General features: G+C 68.9%; 15 protein-coding genes and 2 tRNA genes. 8 read left to right on the top strand and 9 right to left on the bottom strand.

Annotated features, from left to right (window positions below; translation table 11 throughout):
* Window positions 1-12: 12 nt before the first annotated feature.
* Window positions 13-1086 (bottom strand): sugar kinase, encoded by a 1074-nt coding sequence (locus ACQE3C_RS04660; protein ID WP_434538015.1) that lies wholly within the window; start codon window positions 1084-1086, stop codon window positions 13-15.
* A gap of 229 nt (window positions 1087-1315) precedes the next feature.
* Between ACQE3C_RS04660 and gndA the strand changes: the two genes are divergently transcribed.
* A complete protein-coding gene (gndA, locus tag ACQE3C_RS04655) occupies window positions 1316-2779 on the top strand; it encodes an NADP-dependent phosphogluconate dehydrogenase (RefSeq protein ID WP_434538014.1) in 1464 nt (487 codons plus the stop codon).
* Between the two features lie 94 nt (window positions 2780-2873).
* Complete coding sequence (locus ACQE3C_RS04650) at window positions 2874-4568, top strand: glycoside hydrolase family 13 protein (RefSeq protein WP_434538232.1); 1695 nt, start codon at window positions 2874-2876, stop codon at window positions 4566-4568.
* A gap of 4 nt (window positions 4569-4572) precedes the next feature.
* Here ACQE3C_RS04650 and ACQE3C_RS04645 read toward each other — a convergent pair whose 3' ends face one another.
* Window positions 4573-5487 (bottom strand): acyl-CoA thioesterase, encoded by a 915-nt coding sequence (locus ACQE3C_RS04645; protein WP_434538013.1) that lies wholly within the window; start codon window positions 5485-5487, stop codon window positions 4573-4575.
* A gap of 81 nt (window positions 5488-5568) precedes the next feature.
* Here ACQE3C_RS04645 and ACQE3C_RS04640 point away from each other — a divergent pair, with 81 nt between their 5' ends.
* Both ACQE3C_RS04640 and ACQE3C_RS04635 read left to right on the top strand, forming a co-directional pair.
* Entirely contained in the window at window positions 5569-6054 is a 486-nt protein-coding gene (locus ACQE3C_RS04640) for a MarR family winged helix-turn-helix transcriptional regulator (RefSeq protein ID WP_434538012.1), read from the top strand.
* 31 nt (window positions 6055-6085) lie between these two features.
* The gene (locus ACQE3C_RS04635) at window positions 6086-8920 is read left to right on the top strand and encodes an FAD-binding and (Fe-S)-binding domain-containing protein (protein WP_434538011.1); all 2835 of its coding nucleotides are present in this window, start codon (window positions 6086-6088) and stop codon (window positions 8918-8920) included.
* A gap of 23 nt (window positions 8921-8943) precedes the next feature.
* On the opposite strand, the gene treS is transcribed toward ACQE3C_RS04635, so the two are convergent.
* The 6 genes from treS to ACQE3C_RS04605 all read right to left on the bottom strand — a co-directional run bounded on the left by treS (window position 8944) and on the right by ACQE3C_RS04605 (window position 18486).
* Complete coding sequence (gene treS, locus ACQE3C_RS04630; RefSeq protein ID WP_434538010.1) at window positions 8944-11169, bottom strand: maltose alpha-D-glucosyltransferase; 2226 nt, start codon at window positions 11167-11169, stop codon at window positions 8944-8946.
* Window positions 11170-11205: 36 nt separating this feature from the next.
* Window positions 11206-12888: an energy-dependent translational throttle protein EttA gene (ettA, locus tag ACQE3C_RS04625; RefSeq protein WP_434538009.1), complete on the bottom strand. Its 1683-nt coding sequence runs from the start codon at window positions 12886-12888 to the stop codon at window positions 11206-11208.
* Between the two features lie 114 nt (window positions 12889-13002).
* Window positions 13003-13422 (bottom strand): single-stranded DNA-binding protein, encoded by a 420-nt coding sequence (locus tag ACQE3C_RS04620; protein WP_434538008.1) that lies wholly within the window; start codon window positions 13420-13422, stop codon window positions 13003-13005.
* Window positions 13423-13545: 123 nt separating this feature from the next.
* A complete protein-coding gene (locus ACQE3C_RS04615) occupies window positions 13546-15156 on the bottom strand; it encodes a YfjP family GTPase (RefSeq protein WP_434538007.1) in 1611 nt (536 codons plus the stop codon).
* The gene (locus ACQE3C_RS04610) at window positions 15153-17024 is read right to left on the bottom strand and encodes a GTPase (RefSeq protein WP_434538006.1); all 1872 of its coding nucleotides are present in this window, start codon (window positions 17022-17024) and stop codon (window positions 15153-15155) included. Before ACQE3C_RS04610 ends, ACQE3C_RS04615 begins: the two co-directional genes overlap by 4 nt.
* 106 nt (window positions 17025-17130) lie before the next feature.
* A complete protein-coding gene (locus ACQE3C_RS04605; RefSeq protein WP_434538005.1) occupies window positions 17131-18486 on the bottom strand; it encodes a PrsW family intramembrane metalloprotease in 1356 nt (451 codons plus the stop codon).
* A gap of 68 nt (window positions 18487-18554) precedes the next feature.
* On the opposite strand from ACQE3C_RS04605, the gene ACQE3C_RS04600 reads away from it, so the two are divergent.
* The 4 genes from ACQE3C_RS04600 (at window position 18555) to ACQE3C_RS04585 (ending at window position 21921) form a co-directional block, all read left to right on the top strand.
* A tRNA-Arg gene (locus ACQE3C_RS04600) sits at window positions 18555-18630 on the top strand.
* 60 nt (window positions 18631-18690) lie between these two features.
* The gene (gene orn, locus ACQE3C_RS04595; RefSeq protein ID WP_434538004.1) at window positions 18691-19356 is read left to right on the top strand and encodes an oligoribonuclease; all 666 of its coding nucleotides are present in this window, start codon (window positions 18691-18693) and stop codon (window positions 19354-19356) included.
* Window positions 19357-19427: 71 nt separating this feature from the next.
* Window positions 19428-19500 (top strand) — tRNA-His (locus tag ACQE3C_RS04590).
* 681 nt (window positions 19501-20181) lie between these two features.
* Window positions 20182-21921, top strand: a complete 1740-nt coding sequence (locus tag ACQE3C_RS04585) for a hypothetical protein (protein WP_434538003.1) — start codon at window positions 20182-20184, stop codon at window positions 21919-21921.
* Window positions 21922-22007: 86 nt separating this feature from the next.
* Here ACQE3C_RS04585 and ACQE3C_RS04580 read toward each other — a convergent pair whose 3' ends face one another.
* Complete coding sequence (locus ACQE3C_RS04580) at window positions 22008-23915, bottom strand: FAD-dependent oxidoreductase (RefSeq protein WP_434538002.1); 1908 nt, start codon at window positions 23913-23915, stop codon at window positions 22008-22010.
* Window positions 23916-24010: the final 95 nt, after the last annotated feature.

Genomic DNA, 24010 nt, shown 5'->3' with positions numbered 1-24010 from the left:
CAGCGGGGTACCTCAGCGCTTGACGCGGGCGTTGCCCTGCCAGATGCTCCAGACCTGGTCCTCATCGGCAGGTGCGCCGTAGTCGGTCAGCGAGGTTGCCGCCAGGGCACCGGTCGCCCAGCCGAACTGCATGCACTTCTCGGGCTCCCAGCCCTGGATGATGCCGTACAGCAGCCCACCGACGAAGCCGTCGCCGCCACCGACGCGGTCGAGCACGCCGATCTCGCGGGGCTCGGCCACCTGGAACTCGCCGGCCGACCACACGATCGCACCCCACAGGTGCCGGTTCACGGTCTCGACCTCACGCAGGGTGTTGGCGATGAACGAGGCCTGCGGGTAGGCCTCGGTGATCCGGCCAATCATGTCCTTGAAGCCATCGATCTTGTTCGAGATCTCGGCACCGCCGGCCTCCGGACCCTGGATGCCCAGCGCCAGCTGGAAGTCCTCCTCGTTGCCGATCAGCACGTCGGTGACCGAGGCGATCTCGTGGAAGGCGGCACGCAGTTCCTCTTCGCGGCCCTTCCAGAACGACGCCCGGTGGTTCAGATCGAAGGCGATCACGGTGCCGTTGGCCTTGGCGATGCGGGCCACCTCGAGGCAGAACCGGCTGGTCTCGGGCGACAGCGCTGCCACCAGGCCCGACAGGTGCAGCACCTTCACACCCTCTTCGACGAACAGGTTGTCGAGGTCGAAGTTGTTGGCATCCAGCGCCAGGCCGACCTCACCGGCGCGGTCATTCCACACACGCGGCCCACGCAGGCCGTAGCCGGAGTCGGCGATGTTGAACTGGTGGCGGTAACCCCAGGCATCACCCTGCGGCAGGTCGGGGCCCTCATAGCTCATGCCACGCTTGCGCAGGTCGGCCTTGATGAACGCCGAGATGGGGCTGCCCTCCACGAAGTTGGTGAGCACCTTGACCGGCAGCCCGAGGTGGGACGAGACCGAGGCGACGTTCGACTCGGCAGAGGTGGCGTGCATGAAGTAACGGTCCGAGGTCTGCACCTGCTGGAAGTTCTCGGGGGTGATCCGGATGCCCATCGAGGTCGCCACGACCATCGACCACTTGGCGTCAGTACGCAGTTCCATGTTGTTCTCCTCTGTCAACGATGCTGTCAACGATGCTTGGCGGTGTGCTGAAGTCTGATGCAGCAAGTCTCACACCGTAGCGCCGCCACCCGCGCCCGTTTGCCGTCAGTTGCACTGCCTCGACGTGCAACAGGTGGCAAGCCCTCCCACCGGACGAGCGACTGGGGCAGGATGGAACTCGCACCCGGGCCGCACGTTGCGACCACCCACCCTCTTCAAGGAGTAATAGATGAGCGAGCAGACCTCTGCTGACCGTACCGGTTCGGCACAGATCGGCGTGATCGGCATGGCCGTGATGGGCTCCAACCTGGCCCGCAACTTCGCCAACCACGGCTACCGCACCGCGATCTACAACCGCACCTGGGCCAAGACCGAGACCGTGCTCGAGGAGCATGCGGAGGCCAACTTCATCGCCTCGGAATCACTGGAAGACTTCGTCAACACCCTCGAGTCGCCGCGGCGCATCATCATCATGGTCAAGGCCGGCAAGGGCACCGACGCCGTCATCGACCAGCTCATCCCGCTCCTGGCCCCCGGCGACATCGTGGTCGACGGCGGCAACGCCTTCTTCCAGGACACCCGCCGCCGTGAGGAGAAGCTGCGCGCCCACGACCTGCACTTCGTCGGGGCCGGAATTTCCGGTGGTGAGACCGGCGCCCTCGAGGGCCCCTCGATCATGCCCGGCGGCTCCCCGCACAGCTACCAGTACGTCGGCGAGATGCTCGAGGACATCTCCGCCAAGGTCGACGGTGAGCCCTGCTGCACCTACATCGGCACCGACGGCGCCGGCCACTTCGTGAAGATGGTGCACAACGGCATCGAGTACGCCGACATGCAGTTCATCGGTGAGGCCTACGAACAGCTCAAGGGTGCCGGTTTCAGCGCCGCCGAGTCGGCCGAGATCTTCAAGACCTGGAACACCGGTGACCTCGACTCCTACCTGATCGAGATCACCGCCGAGGTGCTCGCCCAGGTCGACGCCAGGACCGGCCAGCCGCTGGTCGACGTGATCACCGACGCCGCCGGCATGAAGGGCACCGGCACCTGGACCGTCCAGGAAGCCCTCAACCTCGGTGTGCCCGCCGCGTCGATCGCCGAGTCGGTGTTCGCGCGCGCCGTGTCGTCCCACGCCGAACTGCGTGCCGCCGGTCAGGCCGCCCTCGAGGGCCCCGACCGGACCCTGCAGGCCGAGGACCGCGACGCGTTCGTCGATGACATCCGCCAGGCGCTGTGGGCCTCGAAGGTGATCGCCTACGCCCAGGGCCTGCACGAGATCAAGGTCGCCGCCGAGGAGTACGGCTGGGACATCGACGTGGCTGCCGTCGCCCGGATCTGGCGTGCCGGCTGCATCATCCGCGCCAAGCTGCTCGACCGCATCGCCAACGAGTACGCCGCCGCCAACCTGGTCACCCTGCTGGAGGCCCCCTCCATCAAGGCCGGGCTGGCCGACTCCCAGGACGCCTGGCGCCGCGTGGTCGTCCGCGCCACCGAGGCCGGTGTGCCGATCCCCGGCTTCGCCTCGGCGCTGTCGTACTACGACATGGTGCGCGCCCCGCGCCTGAACGCCGCCCTCACCCAGGGCCTGCGTGACTTCTTCGGGTCGCACACCTACCGCCGCATCGACGCCGAGGGCACCTTCCACACCCTGTGGTCGGGCGACCGTTCCGAGGTCGAGGCCGTCGACACCCACTGAGTCGACGGGGCAAACCCCACAACACACCGGCCGTGGCCACGGGACGAGAAGTCTGCCCGTGGCCACGGCTCCTTCTTCAGTGCGGTGTCCTAGAATCACGTCTGTGAACCCAACCTTCAGCGACCACTCGTGGTGGCGCAGCGCCGTCGTCTACCAGATCTACCCCCGCAGCTTCGCCGACGCCGACAATGACGGCACCGGTGACATCCGCGGCATGATCAACCACCTCGACCACCTGGTCGACCTCGGCGTCGACGCCGTCTGGGTCTCGCCGTGGTACCCGTCCCCGCTGCACGACGGCGGCTACGACGTGGCCGACTACTGCGACATCAAGCCCGAGTTCGGCACCCTCGCCGACGCCGACGAGTTCGTCGAGCGCGCCCACCAGCTCGGCATCCGGGTGATCATCGACCTGGTGCCCAACCACTGCTCCCACGACCACCCGCTGTTCCAGGCCGCCGTGGCTGGTGGGCCCGGCTCCCCGGAACGTGACCTGTTCATCTTCCGCGACGGCCGCGGGCCCAACGGCGACGAGCCGCCCACCAACTGGGGCGCCCACTTCGGTGGCCCGGCCTGGACCCGCATCACCGAACCCGACGGCACCCCTGGCCAGTGGTACTGCCACCTGTTCGCCCCCGAGCAGCCCGACTGGGACTGGGAGCACCCGGGTGTCACTGAGTTCTTCGACGACGTGCTGCGGTTCTGGTTCGACCGCGGCATCGACGGCTTCCGCATCGATGTGGCCGATTCACTGTTCAAGGACCAGGCCTTCCCCGACCTGCCCGTCGACCCCGTCACCGGGCTGGGCACCCTGGAGAAGTTCGAGGGCTCACCGATCTGGGACCGTCCGGCGATGGCCGACCACCAGCGGCACTGGCGCGCGGTCGCCGACGAGTACACCGACTCCGAACTGGGCCCCCGCGTGTTCGTCTCCGAGGCCTACCTGCCCGGGGACCGTCGCATCCACTACGTCGCCGAGGGCCGGCTGCACAGTTCGTTCAACTTCGAGTTCCTCGAGAGCGCCTGGAGTGCCGACAGCCTGCGCCTGGTCATCGAACAGTCCATCGCCGAACACGAAGAGGTCGGCGCACCAGCGACCTGGGTGATGAACAATCACGACAACTTCCGTTCGGTCACCCGGCTGGGCAAGGACCCGTCCGGCCTCGACTTCACCGCCCCCGGGAAGGACGACCTGCACTGGGCCCGGGCCATGGCTGCCTCCCCCACCCGCAACGACCTCGGTCGACGCCGCGCCCGCGCCGCCGCGCTGCTGATGCTGGCGCTTCCCGGCGGCGCCTACGTCTACCAGGGTGAGGAACTGGGCCTCGAGGAGGTCGAGGACCTGCCCGAGGACAAGCTGCAGGACCCGATCTGGAAGCGCTCGAACCACACTGAACGCGGTCGCGACGGCTGCCGGGTCCCGATCCCCTGGGCGGGTTCGGCGTCCCCGTTCGGGTTCAGCGCTGACGCCGAGCCGTGGCTGCCGATGCCGGCCCACTGGGCCGACCTGAGCGTCGAGGCGCAGACCGGGGTGGCCGGTTCCATGCTGGAGCTGTACCGCTCACTGCTGGCCGAACGCCGCGCCAACCCGGCGCTGGGTGCGGGCAGCATCACGTGGGACGACACCAGCCGCGAGGTCATCTCGTTCACCCGTGACCCGGGCTTCCGCTGCGTGGTGAACTTCGGGGACGAGCCGGTGCCGCTCGAGGGCGAGGTCATCATCGCCAGCCAAGCGCTGGACGATGGGCTGCTGCCCGGCGACGCCGCCGCCTGGCTGCGCACCAGCTGAGGGTTCAGTCGACCAGGTAATGGGCCAGCCCTGCCCGCATCCCGTCCTCGATCGGGCAGGGACGGCCCTCGGCGTCGGCGCGCACCATCACGTGCTGCGCCCGGCTGATCACCGTGCCATCACTGGGGTCGACGATCTCGGCGGCCAGGGTCAGTGACGAGCGGCCGATGCGGGTGACGGCGGTGTACATGTCATAGGGGTGGCGCCGGAAGGCCATCTGGTGGACGTAGTCGACATCCTGGCGGGCCACCAGCCACAACGAGCGGCCCTCGTCCGAACCGGCGGTCCCGATCCGCGCGGCCAGTGGGTCGGCGGCGGTGGTCATCTCGATGCGGCCCTCCTGGAAGAAGTCGAGCATCCGCACGTTGTTGACATGATTGAACTTGTCGACGTCCGACCAGCGGGTGAGCGGCCTCGAGTGGAAGCCGCGGCCCTCCAGCGCCGGCTTCGGCAGCGGTGGGAAGGGACGCTCGACCCGCCACCGGTGCCGGTCGAGCAGGTCAACCTCGTCCGGGGTGAGCCGGCGGGGCCGCTGGGCGTCCATGTCGAAGGGGGTCAGCGTCGAGGCGGCCAGAGCACACAGCACCCCGTCGTGCATGATCAGGTACCCCACCCGGAACCGGGCCGCACCCCGTTGGAGCACGATCATCTGCACGTGCGCGGGCTGCTCGGAATAGGTGATCGGCGCCTTGTACTCGATGGTGTGCGAGACCGCGACCACCCCGCTCATCATGTCGGTCGCCCCGCCCTCGACCAGGAAGTCGATGCGGGCGTCCTGCAGGTAGTCGAAGTAGACCCCGTTGTTGACGTGGCCCTGGGCGTCCATGTCGCCCCAGCGCACCGGCAGGTCGACGGTGAAGATGTCACCCCGGCTGCGGATGTCGAGACCGGACTGCTCAAGCCAGCGAGTGTCGTTCACGCAGGTCAGGCTACGCCAACCGGATGAAAAATGGACGACCCGGGACCCTGTGACCGGCATTCGGCTCGATAGTCTGACGGCATGTCCCCTGATCCCGCCGCCAAGCCCGTCAACGATGACCTGTGGCTGACCCATGACCAGCAGCGCACCTGGCGTGCGTGGCTGCTCGGCGGCGCCCGCATCAACGATTACCTCGATCGGGTGCTGCGCCCCCACGGGCTCGGCCTGGGTGACTACGAGATTCTGGTCACCCTGTCCGAGGCGCCCGACCGCGAGGTCCGCATGTCGGTGCTCGCCGACGGCGTCCACCAGTCGCGTTCCCGGCTCACCCATGCGGTGTCGCGGATGGAGGCCGACGGGCTGGTCCAACGTCGACCCGCCAGCGACGACGGCCGCGGGGTGCTCGCCCGGCTCACCGATGCCGGTTTCGACCTGCTGGTCAGCGTCGCCCCCACCCACGTCGCCTCGGTGCGCGACGTCTTCGTCGACGTGGTGGACCCCGATGATTTCGCGGCCCTCGGACGTGCCATGCAGGCCGTCCTGGCCGCACACCCGACCGAACCGTAGACCGGCCGGGGGCCCGTGAGAGAATCACCGGGTGAGCGTGCAAGACAAGACCCGTGAACCCGATCTGGCCGGACAACACATCGACCGTTCGTCCCTCACCCGGGGCCTCTACTCCTCGGATGCCTCGATCTACCGGGTCGTCCCCGAAGGGGTGGCCTTCCCCCGCACCCGCGACGAACTGGTCGACCTGGCCCGGGCAGCCCTGGCCGCTGGCACGCCGGTCACCATGCGCGGGGCGGGCACCAGTTGCGGCGGCAATGCCATCGGCACCGGGCTGGTCATCGACGTCTCCCGCCACCTGAACCGCATTCTCGACATCGACCCCGTGGCGCGCACGGCCACCGTCGAACCCGGCGTCGTCCAGGACGTGCTGCAGCGCGCCGTCGCGCCGCACGGGCTGCGGTTCGGCCCCGACCCGTCGTCGTCGTCGCGCTGCACCATCGGCGGCATGATCGCCAACGACGCCTGCGGGCCGCGGGCGATGGGCTACGGCCGTACCAGTGACAACATCGTCGAGCTCGAGGTGCTGACCGGCACCGGTGAGCTGCTGACGCTGCGCTCCCCCCACGCTGAATCCCCCGTGACCGGTGAGGGTCCCGGGACCGAGGCGAGCGTACCCACGTCGCTGAACCCGCTGAAGGACCTGGTTGCCGCCAACCTGGGCACCATCCGCACCGAACTGGGCACCTTCTCACGGATGGGTTCTGGCTACGCCATGACCTGGCTGCTGCCGGAGAAGAAGTTCGACCTGGCCCGGTTCATGGCCAGCTCCGAGGGCACCCTGGGCATCATCACCAAGGCCGTCGTCCGGCTGGTCGCCGACGCCCCGGTCAAGCAGATGGTCGCCCTGGGCTACGCCTCGATGGCCGAGGCCGCCGACGCCATGCCCACGGTCGCCACCTTCAAGCCGACCGCCGCCGAGGGCATGGACCGGCGCATCGTCGACGTCGTCGTCCGGTCCAAGGGCGCCGATTCGGTGCCGCCGCTGCCGGCCGGTGACGGCTGGGTGTTCGTCGAGCTCGTCGGTGACGATGCCGCCGAGGTGCGCGGACGAGCCGAGGCGATGGTCGCTGCGGCCGGCGCCCTGGAGGCCTGGCTGGTCGACGACCCGGCCACCGTGAAGGCCCTGTGGCGGATCCGTTCCGACGGCGCCGGGCTGGCCGGGGTCAGCCTCGACCGGCCGGCCTTCCCCGGTTGGGAGGACGCCTCGGTGCCGGTGGAGCACCTGGGCACCTATCTGCGCCGCTTCGACGAACTGCTGGAACGCCACGGGCTGCACGGGCTGCCCTACGGCCACTTCGGTGACGGCTGCGTGCACTGCCGCATCGACTTCCCGTTCGACCGCGGCGGCGGCGACGGTGCCTACCGCCGCTTCGTTGAGGAGGCCGCCGACCTGGTCGCCTCGCTGGGCGGGTCGATGTCGGGTGAACACGGTGACGGACGAGCCCGCTCGGCCCTGCTGCCGCGCATGTTCAGCCCGCAGGTGATCGACCTGTTCGGGCAGGTCAAGACGATCTTCGACCCCGACAACCTGCTCAACCCGGGAGTGCTGGTCGACCCCCGCCCGGTCGCGGCCGACGTGCGGGTCTCGGCGACGGTCACCTCACCGCTGCGCACCAGCCACCCCGAGTTCGTCGAGGCCGTCCACCAGTGTTCGGGGGTGGGCAAGTGCCTGGCCGACGGCATGGCGGGCGGGCAGGTCATGTGCCCCTCATTCCAGGCGACCCGCAACGAGAAGGACTCCACCCGCGGCCGCAGCCGCATTCTGCAGGAGATGGTCAACGGGTCGCTGATCTCCCAGTCGTGGCGCTCCCCCGAGGTGCACGAGGCGCTCGACCTGTGCCTGAGCTGCAAGGGCTGTGCCCGCGACTGCCCCACCGGCATCGACATGGCCGCCTACAAGTCGAGGGTGCTGCACGAGTCTTACCGGGGCCGGGTGCGCCCCCGCGCGCACTACTCGATGGGCTGGCTGCCGCGCTGGGGCCGGCTGATGGGCCGCCTGCCCGGGCTCGGGGCCCTGGCCAACCTGGCCCTGAAGACCCCGGGGCTGTCCCATGCCGCCAAGTGGGTGGCCGGGGTCGACCAGCGTCGTCCGCTGCCCACCTTCCGCAGCGGACGAGGCGCGCGCCGGCAGTTCGCCCGCACCCTCGCCCAGCCGGGTCGCCCGGAGGTGGTGATCTGGGTGGACTCGTTCGTCGACGCCTTCGTCGGCCAGCAGCTGGCGAGCCTGGTGCAGGTGCTGGAGTCGCTCGGCTACGCGCCGCGGGTGCTGCAGGAGGACGCCTGCTGCGGCCTGACCTGGATCACCACCGGCCAACTCGACGGCGCCCGCGCCCAGCTGCGCCGTGCCCTCGACGTGCTGGCCCCGATCGCCGAGTCGGGGGTGCCGATCATCGGGATGGAGCCCTCGTGCATGGCGGTGTGGCGCAGCGACGCCCCTGAACTGCTGCCCGACGATGCCCGCGTGGCGAGTGTGGCCGGGGCGATCCTGACCCTGGCCGAGCTGATCGGCCGCCACGACGACTGGGTGGCCCCCGACCTGAGTGGCCACACCATCGTCGCCCAGCCGCACTGCCACCACGCGTCGGTCCTGGGCTGGGCGGCGGACGCCAAGGTGTTGGAGGCCACCGGCGCCGAGGTGATCACGCTGGGTGGTTGCTGCGGGCTGGCGGGCAACTGGGGTGTCGAGATCGGCCATTACGAGACGTCGGTGGCGGTCGCGGAGACCTCGCTGCTGCCCACGCTGCGGGCCAACCCCGACGCCATCGTGCTGGCTGACGGGTTCAGCTGCCGCAAGCAGGTCAGCGACCTCGAGCGCCGCGACTCGATGTCACTGGCGCAGCTGCTCGCCACCCACCTGGGCTGAGCCGCACGGCCCCGCGCCAGGCCTCAGTCGCGGATCACCAGCGCGAAACCGGCAAAGGCGGGCAGTTCCAGGTTGAAGCCCTGCAGGTCGTCCACCGTGCCGACCTTGCGGCGGGTGCTCAGGTCAAACACGCGGCCCGCCGGGAGCAGGTCGGACTGGATGCGGGCCTCCAGCTTTTCGGCGCCGAAGTTGAGGGCGGTGATCTGGATGGTGCCGGTCTCCAGTTCGTTGACCAGCACCAGCAGCGCCTTGTGGCCCACCTCGGGCACATCGACCAGGGTGGCCGAGTCGAGCCGGTGACGCTTGCGGACTTTGAGGACCTCGGTCAGCCGGCTCGCGAACGACGTGTCCTTCTTGAGCTGTTCCGACAACGGGCCATACAGGCTGCGGGCCCGCGGCAGGCCGGACGAGGACGCCGTCGCTTCGGGGGCGACTCCCATCACGTCGTAGGCGCCGCGTTCGATCCAGCGGGTGTCGCCGCTGCTGGTCAGGTGGGCGACCTGTTCGTGGGGCAGCGGCAGCGCACCGACCAGGTCCCAGCCGGACAGGGCGAACACCCCGGGCTGCCAGGCGTTGTACTTGCTGAGCAGCAGGTGGGCGGCCATGATCTTGCGCGCGGTGGCGTCGGTGATCTGGTCGAGGTCGGTGATGCCCAGGCTGGCGGCCACGATCGAGGCGGTGGTGCTGGCGATGCCGTTGGTGGTGAACACCGCGTTGTAGGGGGCGGCCTTGCCGGCGAGCTTGGCCCGCATCGTCGACTGGATGTGCTCGGTGAGCGTGTGGCCGGTGTACTCCACCCCACCGAGTTCGTAGAGGTCGTCGCGGTGGGCGGCGGCGAAGTGGACCAGTTCATAGGTCAGTTCGTCGTGGTTCTGCAGCGCGTGCACCAGGGAGGCCTGGTCGACGCCGATCTGCATCGCCTCGCGCAACACCAGCCGCAGGAACTCGGTGTCGCCGGTGGTCAGGGCGAACTGGGCTGCGGGGCGGGTGATGAAGTCATACGACAGGTCGGGCCCGACCGCCCCGGTCTTCTGGATGTCGTCGATGGCCAGATTCAGCTCCTGGAAGGTGAACCCGCCGACCTTGCGCACCAGCGAGCCGATCAGCTGGTTGGCGGCCAACGACAGCGGGTGGCCCTCCGACCAGGCCGGCGCATCCACGCTGCGTTCCACCCCGAGGAACCCGTTGGCGTCCAACCGCAGGCCGCCCGAGCCGAGGTCGAGCAGCGAGTGCAGGGCATCGCCCATCACCATCCGCATGCCGGCGACGGTGGGGTCGAGCCAGTTGATGGTGGGCTGGCCCTCCTTGAAGTAGTGCAGGTAGACCCAGCGGCGCAGCACCCCCTTGTAGTCGCGGATCGGTGGGGTGACCGACCAGTTCGTCTCCTTGACGCCGGGCTCGTAGAAGATGACCCGCTGCAGCGCGCCGATGATGTAGCCCTCGTCGGCCAGGGCCTTCTCGACCTCGGGGGTGAGGTTGATCGAGTCACGCCCGGCCGGGACGTCGGGCAGCAGGTGCCAGGCCTCCTCGGGGATGTCGATCATGTGGAAGATGCCCGGGTAGTCGCGGTAGTTCAGCTCGGCGAGCCGGAAGTCGGGGCCCTTGCCGGTGTGGCCGGGGACGATGTCGTCGATGACGGTGCCGCCGAACTTGGCCGCGGTCTCGGTCATCGCCCGGAACTCGTCCTCGGCGCCGAACAGCGGGTCGATGGCCATCGAGATGCGGTCGAAGTGGCCGTCGACGCTGGGAGTGGGGTCCCAGCCCTTGATGCCGCCGGCGAGTTTGACCGGCCCGGTGTGGATCGCGTCGATGCCGATCGACTCGAAGGCTTCCCACAGCTCGGTGGACCCGATCGAGGCCAGGAAGGACTCCCCCGGCCGGGTGATGTGCGACAGCGGGTAGGCGGTATACCAGACCGAGGCGCGGGCGAGCGCGGCCCGCGGGTCGGGATGGGCGTAGGGGTTGGCCCACATGGTGTGCTTGCCAGCGAGCTGGCGCGAGATCTGCTCGGCGTCGTGCAGCATCGACTGTTCCTCGAGCCACCCAACGTAGGCGGGGTTCGACCCGGTCGCCTCGAAGGGCGGCACCAGCGGGTTTTCAGGGTTGCGGCGGCGCAGTGAACGGGGCCGCAGTCGACTCGGCCGGGCAGCGAAGAACTGCTCGTCGTAGTTGATCTCGGGCAATTCGTCGGTGCCCGGCTCCTGGGGCGTGGGCTCGGGGGTGGGGGCGTTGCCGGCGGGAACAGTCACAAGTTCCACGCTACCGGGTCGCCCCCACCGCAGGGCTCAATCGCGGGTGAGGCGGCGGTGCTTCGAGGCGTGCGGACGAGCGGCTTCAGCGCCCAGCCGGTCGATCTTGTTGGCCTCGTAGTCCTCGAAGTTGCCCTCGAACCAGAACCACTTGGCCTCGGACTCGTCGTCACCCTCCCACGCGAGGATGTGGGTGGCGGTGCGGTCGAGGAACCACCGGTCGTGGGAGATCACCACGGCGCAGCCGGGGAACTCGAGCAGCGCATCTTCCAGCGACGACAGGGTCTCGACGTCCAGGTCGTTGGTGGGCTCGTCGAGCAGCAGCACGTTGCCGCCCATCTTCAGGGTCAGCGCCAGGTTGAGCCGGTTGCGTTCACCACCGGAGAGGACACCGGCCTTCTTCTGCTGGTCGGGGCCCTTGAAGCCGAAGCTCGCGACGTAGGCCCGTGAGGGCATCTCGAAGTTGCCGACCTTGATGTAGTCGAGCCCGTCAGAGACGACCTCCCACACGTTCTTCTCGGCGTCCAGGCCCGAACGGCTCTGGTCGACGTAGCTGAACGAGACGGTCGAGCCGACCTTGAGCTGGCCGTCGTCGGGCTGCTCCTCCCCCACGATCATCTTGAACAGAGTCGACTTGCCGACGCCGTTGGGGCCGATGATGCCGACGATGCCGGCGCGGGGCAGGGTGAACGACAGCCCGTCGATCAGCACCCTGTCGCCGAAGCCCTTCTTCAGATCGATAGCCTGCAGCACGTCGGAGCCCAGGCGCGGGCCGGCCGGGATGTTGATCTCGGCGGTGTCGATCTTGCGGTTGCGTTCGGCCTCGGCCGCCAGTTCCTCGTACTTGGCCAGTCGGGCCTTGCTCTTGGCCTGGCGGGCCTTCGGGCTGGAGCGCACCCACTCGAGTTCGCGTTCCAAGATCTTGGCGCGCTTGGCGTCCTTCTGGCCCTCGATCTGCAGGCGCTTGCGCTTGGTCTCGAGGTAGGTGGAGTAGTTGCCCTCGTAGGGGTGCAGGCGACCGCGGTCGACCTCGCAGATCCAGGAGGCGACGTTGTCGAGGAAGTACCGGTCGTGGGTGACGGCCAGCACGGCGCCGGGGTAGGTCTTCAGGTGGCCTTCGAGCCAGTTGACCGACTCGGCGTCGAGGTGGTTGGTGGGCTCGTCGAGCAGCAGCAGGTCGGGGGCCTGCAGCAGCAGCTTGCACAGCGCGACGCGCCGGCGCTCACCACCGGAGAGGACATTGACGGGGGTGTCGCCGGGCGGGCAGCGCAAGGCTTCCATCGCCTGCTCCAGCTGGGCGTCGACGTCCCACGCGTTGCGCACGTCGAGCTCGGTCTGCAGCTTGCCCATCTCGTCCATCAGGGCGTCGAAGTCGGCGCCGGGGTCGCCGAAGCTCTCGGAGATCTCGTTGAAGCGCTTCAGCATCTGCTTGGTCTCGGCGACCGCCTCTTCGACGTTCTCCCAGACGGTCTTGTCCTCGGTGAGCGGCGGCTCCTGCAGCAGGATGCCGACGGTGGCACCCTTCGCGAGCTGCGCCTCACCGTTGTTGGGCTTGTCGAGGCCGGCCATGAGCTTCAGCAGGGTCGACTTGCCGGCACCGTTGGGGCCGACCACGCCGATCTTGGCCCCGGGCAGGAACGACAACGTGACGTTGTCGAGGATCACCTTTTCACCCACCGTCTTGCGGACCTGGTGCATGGTGTAGATGTACTCAGCCATCGAGAAAGTCATTCCTTCAGTCAAGGGGTGTGCGGACCGTGGCCAAGTATGCCAGCTACCGCGCCGACCTGCCCCGGCCCGCGTTCCCCTCGCTGCCCCGCTCAGGGCCCCCGCTCAGGCTGCGTCGGTGTCCCCCTGTTCCTGGTTGGCGGCCAGCACGACTTCGGGTCGCTCGGAGTCCGCGCGTTCGTTGCGGGTGAAGGTGCTGGTGCCGCGGCTCAGGTCGTGGCCCAGCGAGCTGGCCTCGACCACCAGCCGGTCGAACTTCTCACCGTCGGCATTGCTCCAGGCATGGGTGCGCAGCTTGCCGGTGACGATGACCGGGTCACCCTTCTTGATCGACTCCTTGACGTTCAGCGCGGTCGCATTGCGGGCGCGGACGTTGAGCCAGGTGGTGTCGCCGTCAACCCACTCACTGTTGCGGATCAGGCGGGGAGTGCAGGCCAGGCGGAAACGGGCATAGCTCCAGCCGTCGCCGGAACTGAACTCGACGTCGGTGCCGACATTGCCCGACAGGGTGATCTGTGCATCCATGGTTTCTCCTCCAGTCGTGGTTGCTCCTCGACCATGAGCAGTTACGCCCGGCGGTGTTCCCACCGACAACACCAGGCCCCGGACGGACAACACCACCCCGCCCCGGGACAACACCCGAGTGCCTCAGGCGGCGAGGCGGACCTGCTCGCGCGCCTGCTGGTGGCGGGCCAACTCGGCGTTGACCGGGGCGATCACCTTCTGCTCAGCCACCCGCGAGATGCTTCGTCCGAGCGCCGACTGGGCCTTGCGACCCTTGGCGCGGGCCGTGACCTCGACCAGCAGCCGGCTGACCAACCCCAGCAGCAAACCGGCACCGACCCCGCCGAACACGAGCAGGGTGGGCACCGGCACCCCGCGCCACTCACGCGCCGGCAGCGGCGGCAACTGGAAGTAGGCCAGCACGAAGTCGGCCAGCAACCAGCCCAGTCCGACGATCACCGCGGCCATCAGGACCCACTGGATCACCTGGATCAGCCGCCAGTAGCCGAAGCCACGGCCCATGCCCAGGTCGGTGGTCGCCACGGCCTGGTCCAGGTCATCGGCCAGCACCGTCTGGTGGGTGCGTGAGGCCGTCCGCACCGCATCGGCCCAGCCCCGCGGCAGGCCCGCCGACGCCTCATCGGACACCTCACGGATCGCCGAGTCGACCCGCGCCTGCAGGGCACCCTCGGCGCGGGTGATGTTGGTGCGCTGCACCTTGGCCGGTTCCAGTTCCTGCTTCTTGTTCGCCTTCGGCAGCGCACCCAGCCGCAACCGGCGCAGCGGGTCGGGTCGCAGCGACGCCAGCCAGCTCAGCGCCGGCCAGCCGGTGATCACCGAGCCGCGGCGGCGGGTGGCGTTCAGGGTCGCCTCGGCGACCACGTCGGTGCCAGCCGCCTTCGACAGCGAGGCGACCAGTTGCTTGCGGGTGCCCGCCCCCACTGCCTCGGTGGCGGGTTTGCCCAGCGAGGCCTCCAACTGCTCGGCGGCGGCCGCGACGTCGTGGCCGAGCCGCTTGGCGGCCGCCGATTTGTCCTTGACCACCTTGGCGAGCACCTGGCGCACCTCGTCGAATCCCTGCCCGGTCAGGGCGGAGACCCCGATCACCCGGGTGGCACCCAGCCCTTCGGCCTCGAGCAGCCTCCTCAGGTCGGCCAGCAGGTCGTCGGCCTGCTGCGGGGCCAGGGTGTCGACCTGGTTGAGCAGCACCAGCATGGTCGCAGCGTGGTGCCGCATGGGTTTGAGGTAGTGGTCGTGCAGGGCGGCGTCGGCGTACTTCTGCGGGTCGACGACCCACACCAGCATGTCGACCAGTTCGACCAGTCGGTCGGCCTCGACCCGGTGCTGGGTCTGGGTGGAGTCGTGGTCGGGCAGGTCGAGCAGCACCAGCCCCTCCAGGCCCTTGGGCACCTCGGCGACCACTTGGCGCCGCGGCACGTCGAGCCAGTCCAACAGCTCCGAGCTGGGGGCCGGGCCGAAGGTCGCGGCGAGCGCCTTCGACGTGGTCGGCCGGCGCACCCCCGGTTCGGCTATCTCGGCGCCGGTGATGGCGTTGAAGGCCGATGACTTGCCCGACCCGGTCGCCCCGGCCAGCGCGACGACGGTGTGCCCGCCGCTGAACACCAGTCGTCCGTCGGCCCGGGCCGCGACCTGTTCGGCGTGGTCGACGACCTCGTCCGCGCTGCGCCCGCGGGCCAGGTGGGCGGCCTGCTTGAGCGCGGTCAGCCGTTCGGGGAGGGGCCGCTGTTTGCTCACCGCTCCCCCTGCCACAGTTCGGCCTGCACCGGGTCAGCCTGCGCCTGCCCAGGAAGCGGTTCTGCCTCCACCTGTTCGGCGCCACTCAGGTCGGTGCCGGCGGGCAGCTGGTTCATGGTCGGGGCTTCCAGTTCCGGGGTGTGGCTGGCCGGCAGGGCCCGCTCGTCGATGCCGCGGGCGGCCTGCACCTGGCCGATCGCCGACAGCAGCTGCTCGCTCTGGTGGGGGGTGATGGCCCGCTCCAGCACCGTCTCGTAGCGGGCGTACTCGTTGGCCAGCACCGCCTGCACCCGCGCGTCGAGGTCAGCCTTGGCCTTGGTCGCCAGTGAGCGGACCGCGTCATCACCGATCAGGGCCTCGAGCAGCCGCTGCGCCACCACGGAGGTGCCGCCGGCCACACCGATCTCGGCGCCGGTCAGACCACCGGTCTGCGCGAAGATCAGCACCATCAACGCGACCCCTGCGCCGTTGACGCCGAAGGCCAGCAGCCTGGCCCGGGAGCGCTTCGACATGCCCTCGTTCGAGACCAGTTCGATGACGTCACCCTGCCAGTCGCGCACCATCCGCGAGACGGCGCCGGGGAACGCGGACGAGGCCCGGGCCAGGTCCTCCCCGCCGTCGGCGAGGTGGCGTTCGAGCAGTGCCCGGCCTGCGGGGTTGGCCCGCCAGGCGGCCTCGGCGCGTTCGGCGGCGGCGTTGCCCTCTTCCAGGACCAGGGCCTCCAACCCGTTCTCGACGGCGACCTTCATCTTGTCGACCTCGGGTGGTTTGCCGACGATGGCGCCCCAGACCCGGTCGCGAAGCCAGCTGATCTTCTGCTCGACGGCGCGCATGAACTCGCCGGTGCCGATCAGTTCGTGCCAGCGGGCCAGCACCTCACCGCGCAGCAGGCTGCCGTCGGCGGTCTGCACCGCCACCGACCGGCTGGCCTCGACGTAGGAGGCCAGCGCGTCCTCGCGGATCTGGTCGAGTGCCTGGGCCTGTTCGGCGGCCGCGGCCGCCACCACCGGCGCCTGGTGGACGAGGTTCGCGATCGCCCCGTCGAGGGTCTGCATGACCACCGCGGCCTTGGTGGTCTGGTCGGCGGCCAGGTCAGCCAGCCAGGTGCGGATCGGTGAGACGGCGGCGTCGGGCAGCATGCCGTTCTCGTCGGTGACCGTTTCGGGGACGGCGAACAGGGCCGAGTCGCCCAGGCCCCGCTCGGTCATCATCTGGCCCAGGTGCGGCGGCACTTCGGCCATCGCGGCCGGCGGCACCCGGTTGAGGACGACCGCGACCGCGGCGCGTCGTTCGACGGCGCGGCGCAGGTACTCCCACGGGACGGCGTCGGCGTAGCGGGCTGCCGAGGTGACGAACAGCCACAGGTCGGCGGCCTGCAGCAGTTGGGCGGCCAGCGCACGGTTCTGTTCGACCACCGAGTCGACGTCGGGGGCGTCGATCAGCGCCAGGCCCTTCGGCAGGCTCGGTTCGGCGACCAGCTGCAGGGACCGGGCGTCCTGGGTGGAGACGGTGGAGCGGATCAGCCCGGGCAGGATGCGTTCGTCGTCGAACCAGCGCACGTCATCGGGGTGGTGCACCAGGACGGGGCTGCGGGTGGTCGGGCGGATGACACCGGGCTGGGTGACCCGGGCGCCGACCAGCGTGTTGACCAGGGTGGACTTCCCGGCCCCGGTGGAACCGCCGACCACGCACAGCAGTGGGGCGTCGATGCTGGCCAGCCGGGGCAGGACGTAGTCGTCCAACTGCTCGGTCATGGCGCGGGCGGTGCGCTGCTGGGTTTCGGCGCCGGGCAGCGGCAGGGGCAACCTCACGGCGGCGAGTTGTTCGCGCAGCGCCGTCAGCGAGGTGACCAGTTCATTCGTCGACACGTCTTCCACAATGGCACGGACGAGCCCGGTTGGCCCGCATCCTGCGCGAGTGGTTCAGACCTGTCTCAGCTGTGGGTTGCCTGCTCCCACCCGGGGCGGGGCCGGGTCAGCTGGGTGGGGCCCACTGCGGGTTGGGGGCGCTGCTGCGCGCGGGCACCCGGGCCGGCAGGGCGGCGCGCAGACGCTTGGGCAGGCTGAACTTGGGCCAGATGATGCGTTCGCCGTGGGCGCTGGAGGTGACTGCGACCGGGCGCAGCGCCTCGATCTCCTGGATCAGGTCGCGGGAACGTTCGTAGCCGGCCTCGTCGATCAACCCGCGGGTCATCCCGTCGCGCAGGTAGGCCAGCTCGGTCATGTGCCGCATGACCTTCAGGGTGGCCGGCAGGCGGCGCGGCTGGAACAGCGCGATCGTGATCATGGCGACCCGGCTGCGGGTCCGCGAGTACATGAACGGGTCGGAGTCGGCCAGCCACCCCATCCGGACGAAGTCGGTCAGGCGGGCGCGGATGCGTCGTCCCTCGGTGATCGCGTGGCCGATCAGGGTGATGATGATCATCGCCACCAGCCCCAGGCCGATGAACCAGTACATCCGGGCCTGTTCGTCGGTGGTGATCGAGGCGATGCCGTTGAAGGCCATGTGTCCGAGCGCCGCGAACGCGAACCCGGCCAGCGGGGCGCAGATGCGCACGATCTTGGCGCGGTGGCGCAGGCCGACCACGATGCCGAACGCGGCCAGGCAGGTGAACAGCGGGTGCCCGAACGAGGTGTAGACCCCGCGCAACAACACCAGCTGGGCCATGGCGGCCTCGGGGTCGGCGATCTGCGGGGTCAGCGTGGCGTAGTTGTGGGCGCGGGAGTAGTAGACGATGTTCTCGACGAACGCGAAGCCGATGGCGTTGATGCCGGCCAGGCTCACCGCCTGCAGGGTGCTGACGATCCGGTAGCGGGCCAGGATGGCGAGCGCGAACAGGAAGGTGCACTTGGCGGCTTCCTCGACGAAGGGCGCGGAGAAGATCGCCGAGCGGGAGCTGGTGGTGGGGTCGTTGCCGGTGACGCCCAGCATCTGGCCCATCCAGGTGTTGACGTAGATGCTGAACCAGGTCGACATCACCCCGCCCCACAGGAAGGCCATGAGGTACATCCAGATGTTCTGCCGGCGGAACCGGTCGAGCAGGACGAACAGCGCGACGTAGATCGCGGCGGTCGGCCAGGCGTACTTCGCGGCCAGGATGAACGACTGGTTCTGGATGCCGGGGATGATGCCCTCTTCGGTGACCACGTCAGGGTGCAACATCGCGTACATGTCCCACAGCCCGATGAACGAGACCAGGGCCAGAATGATGGTCCCCCAGATCCAGGGGTTCTTCAGCAGTCGGATGGCCGGCGGTTTGCTGAGGTCGGGTTTGCGCGGGATGCCGTTGAGCACGCGCGCGCGACGCTCGAGCTTCACAGTGGTGGCCATGGGTCCCAGAGTAGCGCCCGGGCGGATCGGCCCGGATATGCTGGACGAGGCCCTCGTGCGGGGCCGATGCCCCAGTAGCTCAGCGGATAGAGCAGCAGCCTTCTAATCTGTCGCGCGCAGGTTCGATTCCTGCCTGGGGCGCCACGTCTTCGTCCCCCTGCGGACCTGGGCGGTGACGAGTTGGACGAACAGGAGCCTGACACGGTGAGTGCCACCAACGAGACCTTGGTGTGGGTCGACTGCGAGATGACCGGGCTCGACCTGGGGGCCGATGCACTCATCGAGGTCGCCGCGCTGGTCACCGACTCCGACCTGAACGTACTGGGCGAGGGGGTCGATGTCATCATCAAACCCACCGACGAGGCGCTGGCGCAGATGGGCGACTTCGTCCGCGAGATGCACACCTCGTCGGGGTTGCTCGCCGACCTGCCGAACGGTGTGACCATGGCCGAGGCCGAGCAGCTGGTGCTGGACTACGTCCGCGAGTACGTGCCGGTGGCCCGCAAGGCGCCGCTGGCCGGCAACTCGATCGGCACCGACCGGGCGTTCCTGGCCCGGGACATGCCCACGCTCGAGGGCTTCGTCCACTACCGCAATGTGGATGTCAGTTCGATCAAGGAGCTGAGCCGACGCTGGTTCCCCAAGGCGTACTACAACGCGCCGGCGAAGTCGGGCAACCACCGGGCCCTGGCCGACATCCAGGAGTCGATCGAGGAACTGCGCTACTACCGCGAGGCGGTCTTCGTCCCCTCCCCCGGACCGGCGACCCAGGACGCGAAGATCCTGTCGCGTCGCCACCAGGGTTCGTTGACCGGTGCGGTCGTCCAGGACCTGGGGACCACCACGATCGGCCAGCAGGACACCGACTGACCCCGATTCGCACTCGGGCGCGGCGACCGGTATGCTCTTTCGAGCCGGTTGTGCCGGTGCTGTGAAACATGGTGGGTATAGCTCAGCTGGTAGAGCGCCGCGTTGTGGTCGCGGATGTCGCGGGTTCAAGTCCCGTTACTCACCCCGAATGGGCCAGGTGTGGATTCCACACCTGGCCCTGTTACTTTGCCCTGGCGACCCAGCTCAGGGCGTCGGCGTGGAGGCCGGGGATGCTCAGCCCGTCGTGGGGTGCGCTCTCAGTGCACCAGCACTCGACCCGCCTCATCAAACCCAAGAGGCAGGTGGCCCGCGCGGAGCACAGTGAGCATCGACGCGAACGGGGTGGGGAGACCCGAGGCGAGATCCGAGGCGAAGACCTCCGCGGTGTATCCGAAGAGGAACGTACTGACCGTCCCGGCAGCGATGCTCAGGCCGTCCATGTCCGTGAAGTGGGGAGGATCCTGGCCTGCTGCCGCGCCTTCGACGTCAGGCCGAAGCTGGTCGGGAATCTCGTTCCAGATCGTGCCGTAGTCTGCCTCTCCGCCGGGGACAGGGCACGGCGGCGGTGAACAGAGACCAAGAAGGATGCCCTCGGAGTGCGCGCACTGGGCACGCGCTGCTTAGCCCCGGGGGCAAGTCACGCCGAGGAGCGATTCGCCAACAGCGATGTCCACGATGGAGGCACCCTGCGAGACGGCCTGCTCGCCGACTGGCGAATCAGGTCGTCGCGAGTGAACTCCTGCATGCAACCAGTCTGCACGGAGCGGGTCCCTCGGAACTGTCAGTCCCGACTGCGATACTTACTGACAACCAGAGGGGGCAGGCATGGAGGATGGCTCGGTCGAAGCTGTACGCACGACCCTCGTAGAGGTGAGCCCCGGCGTCGCGGTGGTGTTCGGCGAGGTTCCGGATGGCATGGAGCTCATCGACCTGGGCGTCATGCCTTCGTTCGACCGCGCGCAACTGTCCACGGTCCTCGGCTCGATCGCGAACCTGGGCACCATCGGCGGCAACCTCGCCAATGCCGCCACCAGCGCCCAGGGGCTCTACCGGGTCAGCGATGCCACTTTCGCACTCCTCAAGAGCGGCGGCGAGCTGGCGACCAAGGATGGCGCCAAGCTCGGAGCCATCTTCAAGAACGGCGACCTGGTTGCCCAGGCCCGCTTCATCCCTGCCTCCGTGACAGCGGCCACGGCCATCGCCGCGATCGGTCCTGCAGTCGCGATGCTGGCGCTCCAGATGCAACTCGGTGAGATCTCGGGGCTGGTCCGCACGAACATCGCGCTCACCACCCAGACCCTCACGGCGATCCGCCGTGAGCAGTGGTCGGAGTTGGAGGGCTTGGCAACGGCGGTGGAGTCCGCGCTCCACGAAGCCCGTGCACTCGGCGGGGTCACCGAAACAGTCTGGGACCCGATCGCCGCCAGCGACCCCATGATCCGCAAGCACCTGGATGTCTACCGCAAGAACGTGTCCGGACACATCCAGGCGGTCGGGAACCTGGATGGGCGAGCCAGGCGCCAGTACCTCGACCATCACGCTGAGGCCATGGTCTTCGACACCCATGCCCTGCTCGGATCGCTCAAGACGTACGCCGGGTACCAGGCACTGAGGGCTGCCATCGCGCGCACCCGAAGCGCCGACGACGAGGCAGAGGCCGGGCTCTTCGACCGCATCACCCGGACGACCCAGGAGGAGATCGAAGCGACGCTAAAGGAGATCGGCCAACTCACCGACTCACTCGTCCGCGAACTGAGGATCATTGCCGAACTGCCGGGGCGGGCCACACTGCCGCTCACCCGGCAGCGCAAGGACGCCACGGTGTCCCAGCGGACGTGTGCTCAAATCCTCGAGGCCATTGAGCCGCTGGCCGACATGCTTCACCCCGCCGTCTCCATGCCTGCCGTCCCGGACACGGTGTGCGCACCCGAGGGCGTCGACCTGGACCCGTACTTGCGCGTGCTGCGCTGGTTCCTGGAAGACGGGGAAGAACTGCGCGGCGTCGCCTTCGGACGTGCCGCCGGATCGATCCTCGACGCGGCGGTGGTTCCCGCGTTCCTGGGCAGGCAGGTCGACGCCCCCTGGGAATCGACGTCGTCCAGCACTTTCATCGCCGTGACCGACAGGCGCCTCATCACGGCATACGCGAAGGCACTCCTGCGCCAGGGCGAGGTGGGTGACATCCACCCGCTGGACGAGGTGACCTGCCGTCGCCCAGGGACGATCCTCCGCGAGCTTGTGCGACCCACCATCGAGGTCAGCACGCCGCGGGGCGAGGTCGAGTGGAGGTTCCCCGCGACTGCCGACGTCGCGACAGTCGATGCGTTGGCGAGCCTGATCCGCCGACAAGCCATCGGGCCCAGCGCCCTCAACGAGCACCTCGCCAACCGCCGAGCCCCTCAGCGGGTGGACTCCGGGCCGGATCGCCGCCCCCGGCCTGCCCGCAGCAGTCGATGGAGCGCTATCGCACCATCGTCCGGTGGGTGTTCGCTGCGGTACAGCAACACCGCCATCACCACCGTGATCAGCAGGTCCTCCCACCATGACGAGACCGGGAAGCCATAGCCGACCACACGGACGAACACCAGGAACGCGATCATGCCGACCGGCGCGACCCGCACGGTGCGCCGCCAGATCACCCCCCAGCGCGACTACACCGCGCACCCGGCCAGGAAGCCCTCACGGACCGCGGGCAGCACGTTGCGGGCCTCGACCGCGTCACCGACGACCGTGAACGGCACCACGCCCTCGAGTTCTTCGACCAGCTCACGCACCGGCTGCGTGCCGAGCGCCAGCACGACGTTGTCGCACGGCAGCGTGTGGCGCTGCCCGCCGGCGTCCTCCACCTCGACCGCGTCGGCGGTGATCTCCACGATCTTCGTCGAGGGCATCAGCTTCACGCCGCGCTCGGTGAGCAACTGCATCAGGAACATGCGCCGGCTGGCGTCCTCCTCCGCGGCGATGGTGGGCAGCATCTCGACGATCGTGACGTCCGCGCCGGGAATGACGCCGAGCCACGAGGCCGTTTCGCTGCCGATCATGCCGCCGCCGGCGACGACGACCTGCTTGCCGACCGATGCGCGTCCCATCAGCAGGTCCGAGGCGGCCACGACGTGCGGCAGGTCAAGGCCCGCGATCGGGGGCCGGGCGGCGACAGCTCCGGTGGCGACGATCACGTGGTCCGGGTTGGTCTGCCGGCACAAGTCCACGGTGAACTCGGTGTCCAGGTGCACCTCGACGCCGACGGCCTCGACCATCCGGGCCGCCCACGACAGGTACGAGGTGAACTCGCCCTTGTTCGGCGGCATCGCACCGGGGACGAGCTCGCCACCAAGGGTCCCGGTCTTCTCGTAGAGGTGGACGGTGTGGCCGCGCTCGGCTGCCACCCGAGCCGCCTCCAGCCCGGCCGGCCCACCGCCGACCACGGCGATGGTCTTCTTCTCGGTGGCCGGCTGCTGTTCGTCGAGGTACTCATACCCGCACTGGGCGTTGATCATGCAAGCGATCGCCTGGCCCCCGAACAGGTTCCCGACGCAGCCCTGCTGGCACGCGATGCACGAGCGGATCTCGCTGCGGCGCCCCTGCTGGTACTTGATCGGGGTGTACGGGTCGGCCAGCGACTGGCGGGCCATGGCGACCATGTCCGCCTTCCCCGACTGCAGCACCGACTCGGCCATCGCGGGGTCGTTGATCCGCCCCACCGTGATCACCGGAATGTCGACGACCTCCTTGATGGCCGCGGCATGGTCGACGATCCAGCCCTGCTTCACGTTCAGCGGCGGGATGATCGACCAGCTGCTGGCATAGGTTCCGGCCGAGACGTGGATGGCATCGATACCGGCAGCCTCCAGCAGCGGCACGATCTCGAGGGTCTCGGCCAGTCCCCGGCCGTCGGTGACCTGCTCGTCCGCCGAGATGCGGAAGGTCACGCAGAAGTCGTCACCGCAGAGCTCGCGGATGGCCGCGATGATCTCGAGGGGGAACCGCATCCGGTTCTCGAACGAGCCGCCGTACTCGTCGACGCGCCGGTTGGCGTGGTACGACATGAACTGCGAGATCAGGTAGCCATGCGCACCGTGGACCTCGACGCCGTCGAACCCGGCCTGCTTGGCCCGCAGCGACGTCTCGGCGAACTGCTGGACGATGCGATGGATCTCGGGGACCGTCAGCGCCCGCGGCACCGAGCCGCTGGCCGGGTCGGGCACACCGGACGCCGACACCGGCTGGACACCGATGAGCGCTTCGGTGGTCTGGCGACCGCAGTGGTAGATCTGCGCGATGACCTTCGCGCCATGGGCGTGGAGCCGCTCGACCAGCCCGGCGTGGGGAGCGGTCTGGGAGTCGTCCCACAGGCCGGGTGTCCAGAAGCCTCGTCCTGCGGGGTCGACGGCGTAGTCCTCGATGATGATCAGGCCCCACCCGCCCTTGGCCTTCTCTTCGTGGTAGCGAATGAACCGCTCGGTCGGCATGCCGTCCTGGTCGCAATAGTTGGTCACCATCGGGGCGACCACCAACCGGTTCTTGATCTCCACCCCACCGATCGTGATGGGTGAGAACATGACTGAATCCTGCTTCGTCGTCACTGACATGACAGCCCCTTCGCCGCGTTTTGACAACCATCTACTCCGCAGGCTATAAGCGGGCTCCGGGCGCA

The organism is Aestuariimicrobium sp. Y1814 (assembly GCF_050113895.1).
Lineage (GTDB): Bacteria > Actinomycetota > Actinomycetes > Propionibacteriales > Propionibacteriaceae > Aestuariimicrobium.
The sequence above is the reverse complement of the archived record's forward strand: the minus strand, read 5'-3'. Positions and strand labels throughout refer to the sequence as shown.